This is a genomic window from Streptosporangium sp. NPDC006013 (assembly GCF_040614275.1).
Lineage (GTDB): Bacteria > Actinomycetota > Actinomycetes > Streptosporangiales > Streptosporangiaceae > Streptosporangium.
Genome location: NZ_JBEXUE010000089.1, coordinates 8,161 through 26,868 on the forward strand (window position 1 = coordinate 8,161; position 18,708 = coordinate 26,868).

The 18,708-nt window shown below is 71.2% G+C and carries 15 protein-coding genes; 4 read left to right on the forward strand and 11 right to left on the reverse strand.

Annotation, left to right across the window (positions count from 1 at the left end):
• The 3 genes from ABZ260_RS16335 to ABZ260_RS16345 all read right to left on the reverse strand — a co-directional run.
• A partial coding sequence (locus tag ABZ260_RS16335; protein WP_355617648.1) for a hypothetical protein occupies positions 1 to 583 on the reverse strand: 583 nt, incomplete at its 3' end.
• 867 nt (positions 584 to 1,450) lie between these two features.
• Complete coding sequence (locus ABZ260_RS16340) at positions 1,451 to 3,463, reverse strand: ABC transporter ATP-binding protein (protein WP_355617651.1); 2,013 nt, start codon at positions 3,461 to 3,463, stop codon at positions 1,451 to 1,453.
• The gene (locus ABZ260_RS16345; protein WP_355617654.1) at positions 3,460 to 5,193 is read right to left on the reverse strand and encodes an ABC transporter ATP-binding protein; all 1,734 of its coding nucleotides are present in this window, start codon (positions 5,191 to 5,193) and stop codon (positions 3,460 to 3,462) included. The genes ABZ260_RS16340 and ABZ260_RS16345 overlap by 4 nt, the downstream gene beginning before the upstream one ends.
• Positions 5,194 to 5,835: 642 nt before the next feature.
• Here ABZ260_RS16345 and ABZ260_RS16350 point away from each other — a divergent pair.
• Positions 5,836 to 7,173 carry an aminotransferase class I/II-fold pyridoxal phosphate-dependent enzyme gene (locus tag ABZ260_RS16350; RefSeq protein WP_355617657.1) on the forward strand — a complete coding sequence of 446 codons (1,338 nt, stop codon included), beginning with the start codon at positions 5,836 to 5,838 and terminating at the stop codon, positions 7,171 to 7,173.
• A gap of 187 nt (positions 7,174 to 7,360) precedes the next feature.
• Complete coding sequence (locus tag ABZ260_RS16355) at positions 7,361 to 7,714, forward strand: DUF3140 domain-containing protein (RefSeq protein WP_355617660.1); 354 nt, start codon at positions 7,361 to 7,363, stop codon at positions 7,712 to 7,714.
• 166 nt (positions 7,715 to 7,880) lie between these two features.
• Here ABZ260_RS16355 and ABZ260_RS16360 read toward each other — a convergent pair whose 3' ends face one another.
• The 3 genes from ABZ260_RS16360 to ABZ260_RS16370 all read right to left on the reverse strand — a co-directional run bounded on the left by ABZ260_RS16360 (position 7,881) and on the right by ABZ260_RS16370 (position 10,089).
• The gene (locus tag ABZ260_RS16360) at positions 7,881 to 8,855 is read right to left on the reverse strand and encodes an NAD-dependent epimerase/dehydratase family protein (protein WP_355617663.1); all 975 of its coding nucleotides are present in this window, start codon (positions 8,853 to 8,855) and stop codon (positions 7,881 to 7,883) included.
• 133 nt (positions 8,856 to 8,988) lie between these two features.
• Complete coding sequence (locus ABZ260_RS16365; protein ID WP_355550501.1) at positions 8,989 to 9,459, reverse strand: MarR family winged helix-turn-helix transcriptional regulator; 471 nt, start codon at positions 9,457 to 9,459, stop codon at positions 8,989 to 8,991.
• Between the two features lie 174 nt (positions 9,460 to 9,633).
• Entirely contained in the window at positions 9,634 to 10,089 is a 456-nt protein-coding gene (locus tag ABZ260_RS16370) for a hypothetical protein (RefSeq protein WP_350916076.1), read from the reverse strand.
• A gap of 281 nt (positions 10,090 to 10,370) precedes the next feature.
• On the opposite strand from ABZ260_RS16370, the gene ABZ260_RS16375 reads away from it, so the two are divergent.
• A complete protein-coding gene (locus ABZ260_RS16375) occupies positions 10,371 to 11,774 on the forward strand; it encodes an iron-containing redox enzyme family protein (protein WP_355617665.1) in 1,404 nt (467 codons plus the stop codon).
• A gap of 61 nt (positions 11,775 to 11,835) precedes the next feature.
• On the opposite strand, the gene ABZ260_RS16380 is transcribed toward ABZ260_RS16375, so the two are convergent.
• From ABZ260_RS16380 to ABZ260_RS16395, 4 genes are all read right to left on the reverse strand, one after another.
• The gene (locus ABZ260_RS16380; protein ID WP_355617668.1) at positions 11,836 to 12,426 is read right to left on the reverse strand and encodes a hemerythrin domain-containing protein; all 591 of its coding nucleotides are present in this window, start codon (positions 12,424 to 12,426) and stop codon (positions 11,836 to 11,838) included.
• A 116-nt stretch (positions 12,427 to 12,542) separates the two neighbouring features.
• Complete coding sequence (locus ABZ260_RS16385) at positions 12,543 to 12,977, reverse strand: hypothetical protein (RefSeq protein WP_355617671.1); 435 nt, start codon at positions 12,975 to 12,977, stop codon at positions 12,543 to 12,545.
• Positions 12,974 to 13,549 (reverse strand): sigma-70 family RNA polymerase sigma factor, encoded by a 576-nt coding sequence (locus ABZ260_RS16390; RefSeq protein WP_343965779.1) that lies wholly within the window; start codon positions 13,547 to 13,549, stop codon positions 12,974 to 12,976. The genes ABZ260_RS16385 and ABZ260_RS16390 overlap by 4 nt, the downstream gene beginning before the upstream one ends.
• A 65-nt stretch (positions 13,550 to 13,614) precedes the next feature.
• Entirely contained in the window at positions 13,615 to 15,063 is a 1,449-nt protein-coding gene (locus tag ABZ260_RS16395) for a S8/S53 family peptidase (RefSeq protein ID WP_355617674.1), read from the reverse strand.
• A gap of 131 nt (positions 15,064 to 15,194) precedes the next feature.
• Between ABZ260_RS16395 and ABZ260_RS16400 the strand changes: the two genes are divergently transcribed.
• The gene (locus ABZ260_RS16400; RefSeq protein ID WP_355617677.1) at positions 15,195 to 17,822 is read left to right on the forward strand and encodes a CHAT domain-containing tetratricopeptide repeat protein; all 2,628 of its coding nucleotides are present in this window, start codon (positions 15,195 to 15,197) and stop codon (positions 17,820 to 17,822) included.
• Positions 17,823 to 17,841: 19 nt separating this feature from the next.
• Here ABZ260_RS16400 and ABZ260_RS16405 read toward each other — a convergent pair.
• The coding region (locus ABZ260_RS16405) for a LuxR C-terminal-related transcriptional regulator (RefSeq protein WP_355617680.1) at positions 17,842 to 18,708 on the reverse strand (867 nt) is incomplete at its 5' end.

Here is an 18,708-nt window from a genome sequence, read left to right on the forward strand (position 1 = left end):
GGGCTTCTGCCTCGGCCTTCTGTCGGGCTTCTGCTTCGGCCTTCTGCCTGGCCTCTGCCTCTGCTTCGGCCTTGTTGCGGGCTTCTGCCTCGGCCTTCTGTCGGGCTTCTGCTTCGGCCTTCTGCCTGGCCTCTGCCTCTGCTTCGGCCTTGTTGCGGGCTTCTGCCTCGGCCCTCTGCCTGGCCTCTGCCTCTGCCTCGGCCCTGTTCCGGGCATCCGCATCGGCCTTCTGCCTGGCCTCTGCCTCCGCATCGGCCTTCTGCCTGGCGACACTGTCGGCGTCGGCAGAAGTGTTCAGATGGAAGTTGACATTCTGGTGAATTCTCTGCGACTGGTTCGACAACTGGCGCTGGAACTGGCGTTGCAACGACCGTTGCCTCTGGAACTGCCTCAGCAGCTGACGACGCCAGGAATGCCCACAGCCGCTGCCACCGCACCAACTGCCTAGAGCGGCGCCGGCTGTAGCGCTGGCTGCGGCGCTGGCTGTGGTGGCGGCGGTCGCGGCACCGAGGCCAACGGCTCCGCCTGTCAGCATCGTGCTGCCGACGGCGAATACTGCGACGGCGTTTTTGATCTTGGACACTACATGTCCCCCTCGAAAGGATTGATTGCCCCCTGCCTCGACGTTCTCAAAATCGGCTGGAAAGTATCTTCTCTAGCCCTTAGGGATCATCGCTGCGAACCCTTGATTTCCTTTTGTATCGAGGGATAAACGGTGATCATCCACCTCTTTTGCTTGATTACCTCTTGCTGGTGGTATTGGACTTATTTATTAACTTGCGCACCCCTGCATCAAGGCGTAATGTCGCCAAGTTTGCGATCTTTTCGGCAAGTAGCTGCAATCTCAATCATTCAGCCTCAAGTCCGATAGGCAACCTTTGGTGCTGAATGCTCCTTTTTGATGGCATCTATCGAGGCAAGAGTGGATTGCCGCACAATGCAGTTGGATGTCGCCGGCGAATGGATTATTGGCCTTGATCATCCAGCTTTGTGAAAGATATTTATCCGACATGCGACTGATTTAATGGGTGACGGCCCTGTATATGGTGTTTCAATCCGCTGCGCCAGAAGAACTCCCGCGGGTCTTCCGGGTCGACCGGGGCGGTGCTGTCGCCTGACCGCTACTGCACTCCTGCGCTGGGCGCGTGCGCGGGCTCGCCGGCGACATCTTCGATGGCGGAGTGGGGCGAGAGGGGACATCGCCCGCCGGGATCGGCTCCGCAGCCGTCCTTATGGCCTGCTCTGGACCCACGCCGCCGAGGTCACCGAGGCACTCCTCGGCTTCGTCAAAGGCTGAACGGTCACGGTGAGACCGTCTCGCCACCGGTGACGGGCGTTCTCGGTGACCGCGTCGTGGCCGGTCGCCTCCGGCCGGTGTTCCGTGCTCCCGGGGGCGGCCGTGGCGACAACGACGCCACGGCCGCGCCGGCCCGTCACCAAGCCGGACGGATCACGGTGAGACCGGCGTGGGCACCTCCTCCGCGGTCGTCTCGTCGCCCTCGATCGCCGCACCGCTGAACTGCGCGGAGTACAGGCGGTGGTAGGCGCCGCGGGCGGCGAGCAACTCGTCGTGGGTGCCGTGCTCGACGATGCTTCCCGCCTCCATCACCAGGATGAGGTCGGCGTCGCGGATGGTCGACAGCCGGTGGGCGATGACGAAGCTGGTGCGGTCCGAGCGCAGCGCGGCCATGGCGTGCTGCACCAGGACCTCGGTGCGGGTGTCGACCGAGCTGGTGGCCTCGTCAAGGATGAGCAGCGACGGGTCGGCGAGGAAGGCGCGGGCGATGGTCAGCAGCTGCTTCTCACCGGCGCTGACGTTGCTCCCCTCCTCGTCGATCACCGTGTCGTAGCCGTCCGGCAGGGTGCGCACGAAACGGTCGACGAAGGTGGCCCGCGCGGCGGCGAGGATCTGCTCCTCGGTGGCCCCGGGGTTGCCGTAGGCGATGTTCTCGCGGATGGTGCCGCCGAACAGCCAGGTGTCCTGGAGCACCATGCCGATGTGCGAGCGCAGGTCGTCGCGGCGCATCGCGGTGATGTCGATGCCGTCGAGGGTGATCCGGCCCGAGTTCAGCTCGTAGAAGCGCATGATGAGGTTGACCAGGGTGGTCTTGCCCGCGCCGGTCGGGCCGACGATCGCGACGGTGTGCCCGGGGTCGGCTACCAGGGACAGGTCCTCGATGAGGGGCTGCTCCGGGTCGTAGCTGAAGGACACGTGCTCGAACTCGACGCGGCCCCGCCTGGCGGTGGGCACCACCGGGTCGGCCGGGTCGGGCTCCTGCTCCGCGGCGTCGAGCAGCTCGAAGACCCGCTCGGCCGAGGCCACCCCCGACTGCAGCAGGTTGGCCATCGAGGCGACCTGGGTCAGCGGCTGGGTGAACTGCCGGGAGTACTGGATGAACGCCTGCACGTCACCCAGGCTCATCGCCCCGGTGGCGACCCGCAGGCCACCGACGACGGCGATGGCGACGTAGTTGAGGTTCCCGATGAACATCATCATCGGCATGATGATCCCGGAGATGAACTGGGCGCCGAAGCTGGCCTTGAACAGCTCCTCGTTCCGCTCCCTGAACACCTCCTCGACCTCGGGGCGGCGGCCGAACACCTTCACCAGCTCGTGGCCGGTGAACGCCTCCTCGATGTGGGCGTTCAGGCTGCCGGTGTGCTTCCACTGCGCGACGAAGTGCTTCTGCGAGCGCTTGGCGATCATCCCGGTGGCGACCATCGTCAGCGGGATGGTCACCAGGGCGATCAGCGCGAGCAGCGGTGAGATCACGAACATCATCGCGAGCACGCCGATCACCAGCAGCAGCGAGTTCAGCAGCTGGCTCATGGTCTGCTGCAGGGTCTGCGAGACGTTGTCGATGTCGTTGGTGACCCGGCTGAGCAGCTCGCCGCGCGGCTGGCCGTCGAAGAACCTGAGCGGAAGCCGGTTCAGCTTCTCCTCGACCTCCTCCCGCAGCCGGTAGACGGTGCGTTGCACCACGTCGTTGAGCAGGTAACCCTGGTACCAGGCGAAGAGCGACGACGCGATGTAGAGCCCCAGCACCCAGAGCAGGACCGTGCCCAGCGCGCCGAAGTCGATGCCCTGACCGGGTACGACGTCCATCCCCGCGAGCAGGTCGGCGAAGTTGTCGTTGCCGGAGGCGCGGGCCGCCTCGATCGCCTGCTGCGTGCTCGTCCCGGCGGGCAGTTGCTTGCCGATCACCCCGGTGAAGATCAGGTCCGTCGCGTACCCGAGGATCTTCGGCCCGACGACGGAGAACACCACGCTGATCACGGCGAGGCCGATCACGGCCAGCAGCCTCGGGCGATCGGGGTTCATCCGCCGGACCAGCCGTCGCGCGGAGGGCCCGAAGTTCATCGACTTCTCCACGGGCATCCCGGCCCCGCCCATGGGGCCCCGGCCGAAGCCTCCGCCGCCGACGGGTGGTCGCGGTCGCGCGGTCGTGGGACTGTCACTCATGCTGCGGTCTCCGCGGCTAGTTGGGACTCGACGATCTCGATGTACGTCGGGCAGGAATCCAGCAGCTCGTCATGGGTTCCCAGGCCGACGATCACGCCGTCGTCCAGGACGATGATCTGATCGGCGTCGGCGATGGTGGAGACCCGCTGGCCGACGATGATGACGGCGGCCTCGGCGGTGTGCGGGCGCAGGGCGGCGCGCAGCCGCGCGTCGGTGGCCAGGTCCAGGGCCGAGAACGAGTCGTCGAACAGGTAGATCTCGGGCTTGCTGACCAGTGCCCTGGCGATGGACAGTCGCTGTCGCTGCCCGCCGGACACGTTCGTGCCGCCCTGGGTGATGGGCGCCTCCAGGCCCTCGGGCATCGCCTCGACGAAGTCGCGCGCCTGGGCCACCTCCAGCGCCTCCCACAGCTCCTCGTCGCCGGCGTCCGGGTTGCCGTAGCGCAGGTTGCTGGCGACGGTGCCGCTGAACAGGTACGGCTTCTGCGGCACCAGGCCGATGCGCGACCAGAGCACCTGGGGGTCGAGGTCGCGGACGTCGACGCCGTTGACCGAGACCGTGCCCGAGGTGGCGTCGAACAGCCTGGGCACCAGCGAGACCAGCGTCGTCTTACCGGAGCCGGTGCTGCCGATCACGGCGGTGGTCTGTCCCGCCGTCACGCGGAAGGAGATGTCGGACAGCACGGGTGCCTCCGCGCCCGGGTAGCGGAACTCGACGTCGCGCATCTCCAGCTCGGCGCGGCCGCTCACCTGCCGTACCGGGTCGCTGGGCGGCGTCACCGACGACTCGGTGTCGAGCACCTCGGTGATGCGCTCGGCGCAGACCGCGGCGCGCGGGATCATCATCGAGATGAAGCTGGCCATCATCACCGACATGAGGATCTGCATCAGGTACATCAGGAACGCGGTCAGGGCGCCGATCTGCATCTCGCCGCTGTCCACCCGCCCGGCGCCGAACCAGAGCACGGCGATGCTGGAGATGTTGAGGATCAGCATCACGGTGGGGAAGATGAGCGCGGTCAGCCGTCCCACCCGCAGCGCGGTGTCGGTCAGCTCGTCGTTGGCGCCGGCGAACCGGCGGGCCTCCTCACGCTCGCGGACGAAGGCGCGCACCACGCGGATGCCGGTGAGCTGCTCGCGCAGCACCTGGTTCACCCGGTCGATGCGCTCCTGCATCGCGCGGAACTGGGGGACCATGCGGACGATGATCAGGCCGATCGAGATCAGCAGCGCGGGGACGCAGACCAGCATGAGCCAGGACAGGCCGAGGTCCTGGCGCAGCGCCATGATGATGCCGCCGGCGCCCATGATGGGGGCCGCGACCAGCATCGTGCAGGTCATCACGACGAGCATCTGGACCTGCTGCACGTCGTTGGTCCCACGGGTGATCAGGGAGGGGGCGCCGAAGTGGGAGACCTCCCTGGCGGAGAAGCCGCCGACCTGGTGGAAGATCGCCGAGCGGACGTCGCGCCCGAACCCCATGGCCGCGTGGGAGCCGTAGTAGACCGCCGCGATCGAGCAGGCGATCTGCACGAGGGAGACGGCCAGCATCCAGCCTCCCGCGGTGAGGATGTAGCCGGTGTCGCCGGTGGCCACGCCCTGGTCGATGATGTCGGCGTTCAGGCTGGGCAGATAGAGCGAGGCGATGGTGCCGACCAGTTGCAGCACCACCACGGCGATCAGCACCGCCGAGTAGGGGCGCAGGTAGGTGCGGAGCAGGCGGGTCAGCATGGGGTCTCTTTAGGTGGGGTGGCCGGGAGAGGGGCGTCGTGCCGGGGGACCGGCCGTCGGCCGGTCTCGCCCGTCGTCCCGGTAGCCGGGATCATGAGGATTTCCTCCAGCGGGGGAGTGTCGGACTCAGCCTGCGACCTGAACTTTGGTTGAGGTCAAGGGAGCGGGCCGAGGTGGGGATAGGTGCGGCCCCCGACCGGCGGCTTGGAAACGATCTCCGAGAGCGGCGGCGGGTCGCCTTCGACGAACTCCCGATGGTCGCGTGCGACAGGCGGCGGCCATGGCGCAGCCGGTCGTGGGGACTCGATCGGGCCGGTGAGCACCTGCCGGATGAGGGAGCCCTGGCACGTCGGTCATCCTACAAAGCAAGTGGACAGGCTGCTCACCCATTTATTGCGGTTCAGCCGCATGTGGTGTTCGGGGCGGCGCTTCGAGGGCCAGAAGGTACAGGTGGGGCTCCTGTGAAAGAAGTGATCGTTTCCGGCGGAGCGTGGAATCTTTTTCCGGCAAATGTAGGAAAACAGCGCGAAAAACCCCATCTTTCACCCGATGCGGCGGGCATCATCTGCGATCTAACGTCGTGTGGCAGACAACCAGACATCACCACGACAGCCGTCTGCCTGTCGGCCAGGAGATCACCTGATGCCCCGTGCCCTCGCCCACCGTCCGTGGGTGCCCACCGTCACCGAGGATCGCGTCCAGTCCGTACTGAAGGCCGTGACGGACCAGACCGCCTCCTCGATCCAGAGCGAGATCGAACGGCTGGTGGCCGGCAACCACCGCATCCACGACATCGAGTCGGTCAACCTGAACCCGGCCACGAACATCATGAACCCCCGGGCCGAGGCGCTGCTCTCGGCCGGCCTCGGGTCGCGGCCGTCACTGGGGTACCCGGGCGAGAAGTACGAGATGGGCCTGGAGGCGATCGAGCAGATCGAGATCATCGCCGCCGAGCTGGCCGCCGAGGTCTTCGGCGCCGGCTACGCCGAGGTACGCGTCGGCTCGGGAGCGCTGGCGAACCTCTACACCTTCATGGCCGCCTGCGAGCCCGGTGACACGATCATCGCCCCGCCGGCGAGCATCGGCGGCCACGTCACACACCACGAGCCCGGCGCGGCCGGCCTGTACGGGCTGAACATCGTTCCCGCCCCCATCACGCCGGACGGCTACACGGTGGACGTCGACGCCCTGCGCGAGCTCGCCGAGCGGGTCCGGCCGAAGCTGATCACCATCGGCGGCAGCCTCAACCTGTTCCACCACCCGGTGTCGCGCATCCGCGAGATCGCCGACTCGGTCGGCGCCCGCGTGCTCTTCGACGCCGCCCACCTCTGCGGCATGATCGCCGGAAAGGCGTGGCCGCAGCCGCTGGCGGAGGGCGCCCACCTGATCACCATGAGCACGTACAAGAGCCTGGGCGGGCCGGCGGGCGGGCTCATCGTGACCAACGACGCCGAGCTCGCCGAGCGGCTCGACGCGATCGCCTACCCGGGACTGACCGCCAACTTCGACGCGGGCAAGACCGCCGCGCTCGCCATGACCATGCTCGACTGGAAGGCGGCGGGGCCCGCCTACGCGCAGGAGATGATCGCGACCGCGCGGCGGCTGGCGGACGAGCTGCTCGCCCTCGGCGTCCCGATCTTCGCCGCCGACCGGGGGTGCACCCGCTCCCACCAGTTCTCCGTGCTGGCCCACCGCTACGGCGGCGGGCAGCGGGCCGCCCGGCGGCTGCGCGAGGCGAACCTGCTCAGCAGCGGCATCGGCCTGCCGGTGGAGGCGGTCGAGGGGGACGTGAACGGCCTGCGGATCGGTACGCCGGAGATCGTCAGGCTCGGGATGACCGAGGCGGACATGCCGGAGCTGGCCTCGTTCATCGCCCGCGGCCTGGACGAGAACGTCGACCCGGGCACCGTGGCGCCGGAGGTCACCGAGTGGCGGAGCCGCTTCTCCGGCGTGCGCTTCACGGTGGACAACCCCTCCTGAGGGGGGCATACGTCGCGCCGTGCTGAAAACCGCCCGTACCCCGGTTCCCGTGTTAGCGGCGTGGCAGCCGGGGTAGGGCGGCCGTGCGCCCGCCGTCGCGCGTCCCCGCCAGGGGAGATCCGATCCGCCGGCGGCCGGTCCTTGTCCGGGGCGTGACCGCAGGGGCCCGGCGTGAGAGGAGAGCACGGTGACCGACCAATCGGATCTGATCCTCGACCTGGTGTGGCAGGAGTTCCACGAGGTCGTGAACATGACGTCGGAGGAGCTGCGAGCCTTCCTGCTGGCGTCGGCCCCGGCGGACGGGGGCGTCGCCAGGAGTCCCGAGTCGGTCATGCCGCCGCTTGGGCGCCAGGTGCTCGGGGTCCTCGGCAAGCGGAAGGACGACCTGACCGCGGACGACATCGAGACGATGCGGCAGGCCGTCGACCGCGTCGAGGACACGCTGGCCGAGGGGAGGGTCGGCGATGACGACGACGACCGGCGGCGGGCGCTGCTGGAGGTCGGGCACAACCCGCTCCGGCCGTCCCGGCTCCGGGGCTGACCCCGGCCGAGGGCACCCGCGAGCCGTGCCGGAGCCGTCCTGGGTGGCAGGGCTCGAAAGCCATCCATGACCTGGAAGGCGACCTCGGGGAGCGGCCTCGGTGGGAGAGCGCACCGGACCCGCCGGTGGGTCGCCCGCCGCCGCGTCCCCGATCCCGAAACACGCCTCAGGCGCGGGCCGACCAGCGGGAGAGCAGCTCGGCCTCCCGGTCGGGGGTGATGGTGGCGGCCGTGCCGAAGGCCGCCTCCGCCTCGCGGATCTCGCGGATCGACCGTCCCAGGGGGCGCGGGTCGAGCCCCGCGGCGCGGGCGGCGGCGGGGTCGGCGGCGTTGATCGACTTTTGCGGGTCGCCCTCGGACCACAGGGGCAGCGACAGGCCGTTCTCCCCCTCGGCGAGCAGGAAGTCCTGCCCGACCCAGGTCAGGGTGGTTCCCGGCGGCCCGACCTCGGCCACGATCGCCTCCAGCAGGTCGCCGAAGGAGAACGGCGGGGGAGGGCTGACCGCGTGGAAGGTGCCCGGATGCCTCCCCTCGACCATGGAGACGATCCAGGAGGCCATGTCGCGGGCGTCGATCACCTGGATGGGGTCGCCGGGGTCGCCGGGCGCGAGGACCTCGCCGCCGCGCGCGATCCGGTTGACCCAGTAGGTGAAGCGGCCGGTGTGGTCATGCGGGCCGATGACGTACGTGGGCCGTACGACCAGGGTCGAGGTCCCGAACGCGTCCACCGAGGCCCGCTCGCACAGCACCTTCATCGGCCCGTACACCTCGCCGGTCACCGTCTCGGGGATCGGCCCGTCGAGCTCCGCCAGCGGGGAGTCCTCGGTGAAGCCCGACCGCTCGGGCGCCCGGTAGACCGCGGTGGTGGAGACGAAGGCGTACTGGCCGGTGGAGAGCGCGCCGGCGAGCGAGGTGACCTGCGACGGGTGGTAGGCGCTGACGTCGATCGTCGCGTCCCACCGCCGGTCGCGCAGCACGGACAGGTCGGCATTGCGGTCGGCGAGCAGGTGCTCGGCCTCGGGGAACAGTCCGGGGCCCGTCATACCCCGGTGCAGCAGGGAGATCTGGTGCCCGGCCGCGATCGCGGCCGCGGTGATGTGCCGGCCGACGAACCGGGTGCCGCCGATGATCAGGATTCGCATGCCTCACATTGTGGCGAGTCTGGTGAGGTAACTCGCGACGCGTTTCGCGTCTGGCCGGGGTGACGGCGGATCGGTCGAAAGGCCGCCGGGCGGCGGCTCCGTGAACGCCGGCACCCGTTCCGGCGATCAGCGGTCAGTAGCCGCCGAACCAGCCGGGGACGTCGAGCCGGAAGACGTCCCCCGTGGTCACGGCGCGCAGGTCGGACTCCAGGGCGCGCAGGCGGTCCTCACCGAGGGTCCTCGCCCAGCCGGCGCGCAGGTCCTCGAAGATGCGCGCGGACCGGGCGAGGCTGTCGACGCCACGCTCGGTGAGCCGCACGATCTTGCGGCGGGCGTCGTCGGGGTCGGAGCGCCGCTCGACGTAGCCCAGCTGCTCCAGGGTGTCCACGGTCTTGCCCGCCGCCTGCTTGGAGACGCCCAGCCGTCGGCCGAGTTCCACGGCGGTGCTGCCCTCGGGGCCGATCGCCTGCAGCACGAACCCATGCATCGGACGCATGTCGGGGTGTCCCTGGCGGGCGAGCTCCGCGTGGAGCTCGTCGATGAGCATCCGGAAGCCGAGGAAGAGCCTGAGCGGGAGTTCGAAGCCCGGGGGGTCGGCCGGCACGATCGCCTCCCGCCTCGCTGTTTCGACAATGGTGTTGTCGAGCTTAGGGACTCTCGCCGTATCTGTCATCCGCGGGGTGGCACACACCCCGGGTGGGCATTCGGGCGGGCACCGACCCCATGCGCGCCGACGGCGTCGCCCGGCCGGGCGCACCGGCTCCGCGAAGGGGCCCCCTCACCGCAGGCGCCCGTCGGGGCGGCGCGGGTCCTGGAGCCACTTGTCGGTCTGGCGGGTCGCGTTGGGCGCGCCGGGGGTGCCGGGCGAGCGGCGGGTGGCGCGGGTCTCGGTCACGGTGAAGTCGGCCACCACGTGCCGGTTGTGCAGCAGGAAACCGACGACGCCCGCGATCGCCTGCACGCTGCCCCCCGCGCGGGCGCGGCCGGTCAGGAGGTAGACCAGCGGCGTGGACGGCTGGTCGAGGGCGAAATGGCGGCCGTGGTGGTGCGCGTCCTGGAGCGTTCTTATCGGGATTGGCCGTGAGGTGGTGAACCACGCGGCGACCTCCCAGAAGGGCTGGGCCTGGTCGCCGTCGGTCGACTCCTCATAGCAGGTCGTGCAACCCCGGCGAGCGTCCTGCCCGTGGGGGCACGCCCAGGCGGCGAGGTCGTGCGGCATGCTGCGCTCGGACATGAGCTGACCGTACCTTCCCGTACGGGGAGACCGGCGTTTCGCCGTCCCCCCGCGCCGGGGCATCGGGTTTTCCGCTGGATGGCCCCGGCGTCGTGCTGTCTCGGTGCTGTCGCCTGCCCGTTTCCGGTCCCGGTACTCGTCCGCTCACCCGAGTGCGCCCGCGAAATATCCATGTATTTCGTGGTTTCTGCAGGTCATCGAGAGGAAGGAGCGATCTTGGGGGCGTTTCGAGGGCTTCGGTGTGGGCATCGGACCGATCGGGGGCATCGAACGGGGGACGCATGGCGCGTGGGTTTGACGCGTCCGCTCACTACGGGCGGCGCATCGCCGACGTTCACGACGGCGGCATCACGGTGAACGACTCACCCGGGGGCACGTGCAGACCCCTGACGGCTTCCGGGTTCCCGGCGGACCCGGATCTCTCGGCGTCTCCGGAGCCGCCGAGGTCTCCCGGGCCGCCGCGTCTTTCGGATCTCCCGGAGTCCTCGGCACTGTCGCGCCTCCCCGAACTGCTGGGCTCTCCCGGGCCCGGACCGTCACGTGCCACGAAGCCCCCGGGCTCCCCGAAGGCCCCGAGATCCCTGAAGCCCGCGAAGTCTCCGGAGCGCTCGAAGCTCGCCGAGCGCCCGGACCCGCTGGACCTGCCGGTGCCGGGCAGGGCTCCGGCGCTGCCCGCCGCGCGGGGCCCGATCAGCGCCCTGCTCTTCGAACGGCTGGTACACCCACCGCACCGCTTCGGCCTCCTGTCGCTCCCGCTGCTGTCGTTCCCCGCCCGTTTCGCGGGCCCGGTCCTCGCGGACGAGGACGTGCAGCTGGCGCTCTTCGTCTGCTACGAGCTGCACCACCGGGGCTTCGAGGGCGTGGACGAGCGGTGGGAGTGGAACCCCTCGCTGCTGGAGGTGCGGGAGATCCTGGAGGCACGGTTCGAGGAGGGACTGGCGCGGGCCGTGTCATGCCCGCCCACCCAGCGGGCCGAGCAGATGAGCCAGGCCCTGACCGATCTGGTGGCCGCCGCCGTCGACGGCCCCGACCTGCCGGGGTTCCTCCAGCGGCAGGCCGACCTCGCGCAGTTCCGCGAGTTCGTCGCGCACCGGTCGATCCACCACCTGAAGGGGGCCGATCAGCGCACCTGGGCGATCCCCCGGCTGAGCGGACGTCCCAAGGCGGCGCTGGTGGAGATCCAGGCGGGCCAGTACGGCGGCGGGCGCGTCGAGCGGATGCACTCCGAGCTTTTCCGTACCACCATGCGCCGGCTGGGCATGGACGACTCCTACGGCGCCTACCTCGACCAAGTCCCGGCGATCACGCTGGCCGTCTCCAACACGATGTCGCTGTTCGGGCTCCACCGGCGCCACCTCGGAGCGCTGCTCGGCCACCTGGCGGCCGCCGAGATGACCTCCTCGGTTCCCAACCGTCGCTACTCCGAGAGTCTGCGGCGACTGGGGGCGGGCGAGGCGGCGAGCCGTTTCTACGACGAACAGGTGCGGGCCGACGCCGTACCCGAGCAGACCGCCGCGCACGACATGTGCGGCGGGTTCGCACGGCAGCACCCCTCGCGGGCCGGTGACGTCCTGTACGGGGCGGCCTGCGCGCTGACCCTGGACCGGCTCTTCGCCGAGCACGTCATGAGCCGGTGGCGGCGCGGCGTCTCGTCACTGCGGGAGGTGGGCGCGGCGCGGCCGTGACCCCGGCCACCGATGGCGTGATGACCGAACCAGGCGGTACCGGCGGGGGGAGGCCCGTATCTCAGTCTCCGCGCCCGCCCATGGCCTGGCGGATCACGTCGCGGGTCCGGTCCACGAGCGCCAGCGGCGTCCCGAGCAGCAGGTTCCTGACCGCCGACTCGGTGCCCGGATGCGGGTGGGTCGGCGCCAGCGCCTCGGCCGCCTTCACCCCGGCGGCCAGGGCCCGGCGCTCGGCCTCGCTGGTCTGGGTGCGGAACCGGGGAAACTCGTGGCGCTCCTCGGCGTGGGCGTGGGCCAGCACCGCCGCCCGCAGGACCTGCAGATGCCCGGAGAAGTCGGGATGGTCGGTGCCCAGCCTCTCCAGGTCGGAGAGCATCTGCTTGGCCTCCCGCTCCTCGGCGAGGCGCTCGTCGACCACCTCGTCCCCACCCTCGATCTTGAGGCGTGCGTAGGGGTGCACGACCTCCTCCTCGGCGGTCTCGTGCACGGCCAGCATCCGCACCAGGCGCTGGAACGCCTCGGCCCGCCGGTTCCCCGCGGGAGCGTCCTCCACCTCGTCGAACAGATCCCTGATCATCACATGCTGGCGCACCAGCAGGTCCACGACGTCGTTCTCATCCATCAGCTCGGGCACGTTCCTGTGGTCACTCATAGGTCCCCCTTGTCAACAGAACGCTTACCCCCATCCGGGCACCGAAACCTGGGGCGACCCGGCGCGGGCCGCGCACCGGTGACCGCGTACCCGGAGACGTCCGCGCGAAGCCGCGGTCAGACGGTGATCCACTCGGTGACGACGATCGCGCCCGCGAGGTGGCAGCGGAGGCTGAAAGGCCCGGCGGGGACGTCGTCGTAGACGAATCTGCCCAGCTCGTCCGTGGCCAGCGTGACCGGATGGTGCCCGAGGACCTCGACCTCCGCGGGACCCGGCGGCATCAGCTGGCCCACCACGCGCCCGCCGCCGGCGGTCACGGTGACCTCCAGGTCGACGGTCAGCTCCGCACCCTGGAAGGTCAGCATCCGCGGCGCTCTGTCACCCCGCACCCGTGAGGGCCCGCTCAGGGAGTCGAAGACCAGCTCGGCCAGCTCGGCGTCGAGCGCGCGGAGCGCGTAGGCCTCGACGGCGGTCTGCAGGAGGTCGGAGGGAACGGGATCGAACAACTCGACGGCGCGGCGCAGCTCCGCCTCAAGCGCGTCGTCGCTCATCGGAAGCCCCGTTCCGCGAGGAGGACACGCAGCCGCCGCAGGCAGCGCTGCCTGATCGGCCCGATGCTCCCGACGGCGATGCCGAGCGTCGCCGACACCTCCTGGTAGCTGACCGGCGGCGAGGCCATGAGCAGGCGCAGCAGCCGCCGGCAGTTCTCACCCAGTTCCTGGAACGCCTGCCACATGGCCCGCATCCGCTCCCGCTCCATCGACGCCTCCTCGGCGTCGACCACGGCCTGCTCGGGCGTACGACCGTCGGCGGCGCGGTCGAACACCTCGGGGTCGTCGCTCGGCGAGACCCGCCGGGCGGTTCTGATCACCTTGACGCACTCGTTCCGCGCCGTGCTGGCCAGCCAGGCCCCGACCCTGTCCGGCTCGCGGATCCGCGCGAGGTTCTGCGCGAGCCGGAACCAGGTCGTCTGGTAGACCTCCTGCGCGTCCGCGTCCCTCAGCCCGTGGGCGCGCACGACGGACCACACGAGCGGGCTGAGGCCCTCCACCAGGGATTTCCACGCCGCGGTCTCCCCGTCCACCGCGGCGCGGAAGAGGATGCCGGTCGAGTCTCGATCCACGGTGACGTCCCCTTGCCTTCGGGACTGTCATCGTACGACGGAGGGCCGATTCGGCCGCACCGGTTTCAGGGCACGACCGGGACACTTTGCACGCTCGACGGCGTCCAGGTCGAGGGGATGAGGGCGGGGGCGGTCAGGCCCTGCACTCCCCTGCCGGACAGGGGGGTGGTCAGGAGCTCGGCGGCGGCCTGCCGGGAGTCGGTCACGTTGTTCCGCACCATGTGATTGACGATCATGCCGACGACCAGGGGCGCGGAGAAGGAGGTGCCGCTCCACTGCGCCAGCCCGTCGAACTCGACGCGTTCGCGGATCGCCTTCGGCGACGCCGCCATCTTCTCGCTGAGCTCGCCCCGGTGCGGGGGGAACTGGCAGGTGCAGTCGTAGGCGGAGCCGTACCGGCAGTGGTCGTAGGTCGAATGCTGGTAGTCATAGGGCACCGGGGTGTCGTCCACCGCGGTGAAGGCGCTCACCAGGCGCTCCCCGGGAGCGTACGCCGTCACCCACGGCCCGTGACCGCTGAAGCAGGCCCGGTCCTGGCCGTCCTTCCGCAGCGCGCCCACCGAGACGACGGCACCGGCGTAGTCGGGGTCGTCGGCGTAGGCCGCGGGATGGAACCGCTCGTCGCTGCCGTTGTTCCCCGCCGCGGCCACCAGCAGTGTCTCCGGGTGGTCGGTCACCAGCTCCCGCATGAAGTCCTCGAGCCCCATGAGCGTCCTGTGGTCCGTGCTCAGGGTCCCCGCGGACAGGTTGATGATGTCCGGCCATCTGTTCAACGGCCGCATCTCCCTGAGCAGGAGGTCACCCAGGCACTTCTCGGAGATGGCGCCCGCGTTGACGAGCGCCCCGTTCACCGTGATGGCGGCGCTGGGCGCGACGGCGCCGATCAGCCCGGCGATGAAGGTGCCGTGACCGACGTACTGCTTGAGTATCCCCTCGGAGTCCAGCTCGATCTCCTTGCCCTCGCCCTCGACGAGGCTCATCCACGGGTGCGACCGGTAGTTCTCCACCAGTCCCGTGTCGATCACCAGGACGGACACCGGGCCGGCCGTCGCGCCGGCGACCCGCTTGGCCACCGCCGGGTTGGGCGGCCCGCATCGGGCCACGGGTACCGGCTCGTCGCCGGGGCAGCAGTTCACCGCGATGGACACGATGTGGTTCCTGGACACCATCCGGCGGCCGTTGGCACGCTCCAGCTCGTCGACGGCCCGCAGCGCGTCCGACACGTCCCGGTCGCTCCAGCGCTCCGCACGGTTCAGCGGCCCGACCCGGATCCTGGACACGCCGCTCGGGCCGTCCTCCTCCTGCAACTCCACGCCACGGTCACTGCCGCGATCCCGGCGGAACGCCCTCCGGATCGCCTGGGTGACCTCGGGGGCCTCGTCCCGCCTGGCGAGGACGCAGCCCTTCTCATAGAGGAACCTGGGCGAGTCGTCCGGGCCCGCCGCGAGCACGACCTCCTCTCCCATGGCGGCCTGGATCTGGTCGAACTGTTCCTGGAACCTGTCTGGTGCCATGTTCACCGTCCTGTCTCGGAGATTCCTCACGTCGCCATGGGTTAGGAGCCACGGGGCGCCCGGTTGATACACCCCTGCGTACGAGCACAGCGGCATGGACGCTCCGAACACATCACGTCTAACATCGATCCGTGACCGGGGGAAGCCCGCGGGTCCCGCCTTCCGTGGGAGATGCTCTCGACCTGTTGCCCCTGGTGTTCGCCCGTCCCGCCGACGCGCTGGCCGGAGCGCGGGCCGTGCTGGCGGGCGCCCCCTCCTTTCATGACGCCTCCGTCGCCCACCAGGTGATCGGCATCTGGCAGCGCGACTTCGGCGATCTCACGACGGCGATCGGTCATCTGCGGCAGGCCCGCGTCCTGGCGGCCAGGTCCGGCTCCGCGGACCGCGAGACGGACGTGCTGTCGACCCTGGGGGCCGCCCTCGTCCACGCGGGCCGTACCAGGCAGGGGATGACGGCGCTGGAGGCGGCGGTCGAGAGGGGCGGCGGGCTCACCGGCGCCCGCGCGCTGTTCCGGCGCGGCTACACCTGGTGGGTCCTCGGCGGGCACCGTGAGGCGCTCGACGACCTGCGCCGGGCCATCCCCGCCCTGCGCCGGGCACAGGACACGATCTGGACCGCCCGCGCGCTCACCCTCAGGGCCACGGTCCACCTGGCCATGGGGTCCGTGGAGCGGGCCGAGGCCGACTTCGTCGCCGCCGAGCGGCTGTGGGACACCACCGACCAGGAGCACGACAAGGCCGACGCGGTGGAGAGCAGAGGGCTGGCGGCGTTCAGGTCCGGCGACCTCCCCGCGGCGCTACACCACTTCGACGAGGCCGCGAGCCGTTACAAGGCACTCGGCACGCCCATGTTCGTGCTGCACATCCGGCGGTGCGGGGTGCTCCTGGCGGCCGGGCTGGCGCGCGAGGCGCTGGAGGAGGCCGACGCCGCCACGGAGCTGCTGAACCGTACCGGAGGGCAGACGACCCGCGGCGCCGAACTCCTCCTGATCGCCGCGCGGGCCGCGATCGCGGTGGGCGAGCCGCACGCGGCGATCGCCCGCGCGGGCACGGCCGTCCGGCTCTTCTCCAGTCAGCGCCGCGACTGGTGGCAGGCCCACGCCCGGCTGGTGCTGGTCCAGGCCAGGTTCGCGGCCGGCGAGATCTCCGGCCGTTCGGTACGCGACGCCGCCGCGGTCGCCCTGCGGCTGGCGGAGCTGCGCGCCCCCGAGGCGGTCCAGGCGTCGTTGCTGGCCGGTCGCACCGCCCTCGCCCTCGGTGCCGACGCCGAGGCCGAACGGCACCTGGCCGCCGCGGCCAGAGGCAGATCGCGCGGTCCCGCCTTCGCCCGGGTGGACGGCTGGGTGGCGCAGGCACTGCGGGCGGCGGCGGCGGGGCGGACCCGCGGCGTGCTGGACGCCTGCCGGCGGGGGCTCGACCTGCTGGACGAGTACAGGATGACGCTGGGCGCCTCGGAGTTGCGGGCGCGGGCCACCGCGCAGGGGGCGGAGCTGGCCCTGCTCGCGCAGCGGGCGACCCTCGCCGGAGGGAGCCCCCGCCGGTTCCTCGGCTGGAGCGAGCGCTGGCGCGCCACGGTGCTGGCGGTCCCGCCCACCCGGCCGCCGGACGATCCCGAGCTGCTGCGCGACGTGACGGCCTTCCGCGAGATCAGTAGCCGGATCGAGGCGGCGCGGCAGAAGGGCGGCCCGGCCCCCGCGCTGGAGCGCGAGCAGCGGCGGCTGGAGAAGGGGATCCGCGACCGGACGCTCCGGATGCGCGGCGAGGGCGGCACCGACGGGCACCGCTTCGACGTGGACCTGCTGCTCGACGAGCTCGGTGACGGGTGGCTGATCGAGATCGTCGCCGTCGACGGCGACCTGCACGTCCTGCTCTGCGGCCGGGGCCGGGTACGCAGGTTCGCCGCGGGACGGCTGGCCGACGCGGCGATCGACGCCGACCACGCCCGCGCGGGTCTCAGCAGGATCGCGTACGGGGGCTCCGCGGCCAGGCTGCCCGTCCTCGAAGCCGGCGGGCGCCGCCTCCAGGAGTCACTGCTCGGCCCCGCGGTGCGCCACCTCGGGGAAGGGCCGGTGGTCGTCGTACCGCCGGGCAGGCTGCACGGCGTGCCCTGGGCGCTGCTGCCCGCGCTGGGGACGCGGGTGCTGAGCGTGTCGCCGTCGGCGAGCGCCTGGCTCCGCGCCCGGCGGATCGAGCCGTCGCCGTCGCGGGAGCGGGTCGTGCTGGTCAGAGGCCCGGGGCTGGCGACGGGTGGTGCCGAGATCCCGCCCCTGGCCGCCGGGTACGGCGAGGCGACGGTGCTGGGGAACGGCACCGCGGTCACCTCGGCCGTGCTCGCGGCGCTGGACGGCAGCAGGCTCGCGCACATCGCCGCGCACGGCACCTTCCGCTCCGACAGTCCGATGTTCTCCTCCCTGGGGATGGACGACGGCCCGCTCACGGTGCACGACCTCGAACGGCTCCGCAGCGCCCCGTACCGGATCGTCCTGTCCAGCTGCGACTCCGGCAGGCTGCAGCCGGTCGGCGCGAACGAGCTGCTCGGCCTCGCCACGGCGCTGCTGCCGCTGGGCACGTCCGGGATCGTGGCGAGTTCGGTGCCGGTCGACGACGAGGCCGTGGTGCCGCTGATGCTCGCCCTGCACGAGGGGCTGCGGCGCGGTCTGAGCATGGCCGAGGCCCTGCGCGACGCCAGGTCGTCGATGCCCGGCGACGCGCTCCACCGTGCGACGGGCTGGTCCTTCTCCGCGATCGGAGCGGCCTGACCCGCCCCGCCGGCTCCTCTCATCGGTGCCCGTCCGTCCGGCCGCCGCGCTGGCCGACGGTGAAGAGCCCTTCCAGGCCGGCACGGTCGCTGCTGCCGAGCCGCGCGTAGGCGTCGTACAGGTGGTTGGCGACCGTGCGGATCGACACCGTGAGCTGCTCGGCGATCTGCCGGTTGGTCAGGCCCGCCGCGGCGAGGCTGACGATCTGCCGCTGGCGGGCGGTCAGCCTCGGCAGCGCGAGGTTGACCAGCGCGGAGCTGCGCGCCCCCTGGCAGGCGCCCGCCAGCGCCGAGGCCCGGTTCCTGGACGCCTGCGAGGCGTGCCGGTCGGAGTGGACGAGGGCGGCGTGCGCGGACGCCTCCGCGGCGTGGAGCATCAGGCCGAGGTCGGCGAGCCCCCGCGCCACCTTGTCCAGGGCGTCCCCGTCGCGCCGGGCCAGCGCGCGGGCGTGCCGCGCCAGCAGGGGAGCGAGGTCCCCCTCCGTGCGGTCGGCCAGTTCCCCGAGCCGATCGGCGACCAGCTCGGGGGAGCCGAGCCGCACCACGTCGTGCAGGGCGAACAGATCGTCTCCGAGCAGGCCGTCTCCGGCGACGCCGAGCGCGGACCGCAGGGCGCCGTCGAGGTCTCCCTCGGCGGCGAGCGCCCAGGTCCGCGCCGGTACGGCGGCGAATGCCCACGGCCGGCGGTCCTGGGCGGGCGCCTGCGACCGGGGGTTCCCCGCGGGCGCCGGAGGCCGTGCGCCGGTCGCCTGCCACGGGCGCGTCCGTGCCTCCCCGGCGGGGGCGGGACCGTCCCCGCTGCCCCGGGATCGGGGCTGGCAGGCGCATGGCGAGCTGGACTTCCAGGGCGGGTTCCTCTTCGACGCGCCCGACTTCGATCCGGGGTT